This window comes from uncultured Gimesia sp., assembly GCF_963972345.1.
Classification (GTDB): Bacteria; Planctomycetota; Planctomycetia; order Planctomycetales; family Planctomycetaceae; genus Gimesia.
Map to the genome: position 1 here is coordinate 1 of NZ_CAXAVM010000354.1, position 2517 is coordinate 2517.

The 2517-nt window shown below is 53.2% G+C and carries 3 protein-coding genes; 1 reads left to right on the plus strand and 2 read right to left on the minus strand.

From position 1 onward, the window contains the following. Positions 1-461: MFS transporter (locus AACZ40_RS28960; RefSeq protein WP_339677151.1), on the minus strand; the 461-nt coding region annotated here is incomplete at its 3' end. Positions 462-831: 370 nt separating this feature from the next. Continuing rightward, the gene (locus AACZ40_RS28965) at positions 832-1095 is read right to left on the minus strand and encodes a DUF1501 domain-containing protein (RefSeq protein WP_339677153.1); all 264 of its coding nucleotides are present in this window, start codon (positions 1093-1095) and stop codon (positions 832-834) included. 408 nt (positions 1096-1503) lie between these two features. Between AACZ40_RS28965 and AACZ40_RS28970 the strand changes: the two genes are divergently transcribed. Beyond that, on the plus strand, positions 1504-2517 hold a 1014-nt coding region (locus tag AACZ40_RS28970; RefSeq protein WP_339677152.1), incomplete at its 3' end, for a formylglycine-generating enzyme family protein.

Genomic DNA, 2517 nt, shown 5'->3' on the forward strand with positions numbered 1-2517 from the left:
AACGACGAGAACGCCTGCGTAAATCCCAGCACCTTTTCCCGTTGTCTGGGATCGGGAAACAGTTCCGCCAGCCAGGCCACCGCCGCCACGAATTCGACACAGACACCAACGAACGTCGTACAACGCAGAAAGAGCAGCATCTCAATGGAAGTCGCAAAACCCGCCGCACAGGCAGAGAACGCATACAACAGAATACTTCCCACCAGCACCCGTCTCCGTCCTAACAGGTCCGTCAGATATCCCCCCAGCAACCCGAACAGCCCGCCTGCCATGGCGGGCACGAAGAACAGCATGCCAACCCAGTACTCAAACTGCGGCGTCCCCGGACTCGCCCCGATCAGGTCCTGCAAGGCGGGCCTGACAATCAAAGGCAGCATCAGAAGTTCATAGATATCAAAAGCAAAACCGATGGAAGCGATGATACAGATTAACCATTGCGTACGTGTAAACCCGGTTTTCATTGAGGGAGAGCTCTTCTCTAGCACTCAAAGTGAGACTTCAAAAGGACCAGAACAGACAAATCGCCAGACTGGTCTCTCATCCAATTCGAGAAGAGGTTCTTCGCGCATTTCCAGAGGAGAAGGAAAGCACCAGCGGGCCCAACAAAAAACTACACATCAAAACCCCGCCGAGTCAGCTCGGTTTCGGAGAGGGCAAAATATTTTTCAACTCATGAGCCAGGCGCGCACAGTCTACCCACAGTTCTGAAAAAAGTAAAATTCGCCGAGCCATTATTTTTCGCACAACGCAAGAAATGGAGGCCGGTCTCCCTGATCAAAAACCGGCCCCTGTTGTAATCACTTTCCTGGAATTCAGACCAGGATCAATGTCTCAAATCAGCTCGCACAGCGGCTCAATGCCCTGATCCACCAGATATTGCGGCGTGCCGCTGGTGTCAAAGAGGCGGGTGCCGTTGAGCTCCAGGCCGACGTTGTGGTACAGCGTCGCGAAGACTTCCTGAAACTTGACCGGCCTGTCGATCGCATATTCGCCCATGCGGTTGGTTTTGCCGATCCCCTGCCCGGTTTTCATCCCGCCGCCAGCCAGCATGGCACAGGAAACTTTGGCATTTGTAATGGGGGGCTGAACCCTTATCTTTCCTGCCCCTTTACTCTCGCTCCGCGTTCAATGTGCATAACGTCGTACGGTCAAACCCCAATAGAGGGTGGAGACTTCCAGAAACAGGGCGCTGATGATACAGACGCCGGACCAGCCGTAATGCGTCCAGCTCCAGACGCTGCCCGCGGCGCCCAGTGATCCGCCGGCGAAACAGGTGAAGAGCTCAACCGTTCCCAGGCACTTTCTTAATCACGGTTCCCTTTGCTCATATGTATAGATAAGATGTAAGTCATATTCCCGGTGAGGGAAACACGCGCTCTTATCAATATTTTAAATCAGGCGAGCCAGGAAGTGACTCAGAAGTAGATTGAATGCTTCTGTCACTGCTACCTGCCTTCCACTTTAGATTCCCCCGAGGTCGAGCCTTCGATGAGCAGAAATCAGGTGCCAGACAATTTTAATCCGTATCACAAGTGGCTGGGTATCCCGCAACAGAAATGTCCTCCTACGTTTTATGAACTGCTGGGAATCTCTCTGGATGAAGAGGATCACTCCGTGATTGAATCGTCGGCAGAACGACAGCGGTCACATGTAGAACAGTACCTGGGAACCGAGTGGAACAAATTCGCGAATCAGATCATCAGTCAAATCGCGGAAGCAGAAGTCACTCTCTTAAGCCCTGACCTGAGACGCGAATACGACCGCAAGGTGAAACTATTCAAAAAACGGCGGAAGAATCGCCAGGTGGATCTGTACGCCCCGCGTGGCTCTCTCTCAACAGGGAGCAGCCGGGTTGTTGGGGAGGGGAGTGGCCTGGCACGCGAATACGCGGGGATCGTTTCCATTCTGGCGATTGCGTTTGTCGGAATGGCGGCCGCCTCTTTCTGGTTGCCCTGGGGAAAACTATCTCCCGATCCAGTGCAAAGTAAACAGGCCGAAGACCTGGCTGCTGTTGCCCAGGGGAAATCTGCTCACGATGCGGCCTCTGTCAGCGAGTTTTCCCAGGAATCGACCAGAGAAGAAACAGACACGGCGATGAAAACTCAGGATCCTCAACTGGGAGTGGGGATCCAGTTCAAACGTTTGCCAGGCGGGACTTTCACGATGGGAGTGGGAGACAGAAGGGGGCAGAATTCTCCCGCTCATCAGGTGACCATCACGCGTCCCTTTGAAATTGGCATTCACGAAGTCACTCAGAAACAGTATGAAACCGTGATGGGGACCAGTTCCAGCCAATATAAAGGACCGGATAACCCGGTAGACAGTGTCAGCTGGAACGATGCCTTCGAATTCTGTCGTAAACTGTCTGCAATGCCGGCAGAAAAAGCGGCCGGGAATGTCTATCGACTGCCGACCGAAGCGGAATGGGAATATGCCTGTCGTGCAGGAACTTCCACCCTCTTTAGTTTTGGGAATGACGAATCCTTACTGAGCGACTATGCCTGGTCCAGTTTGAAT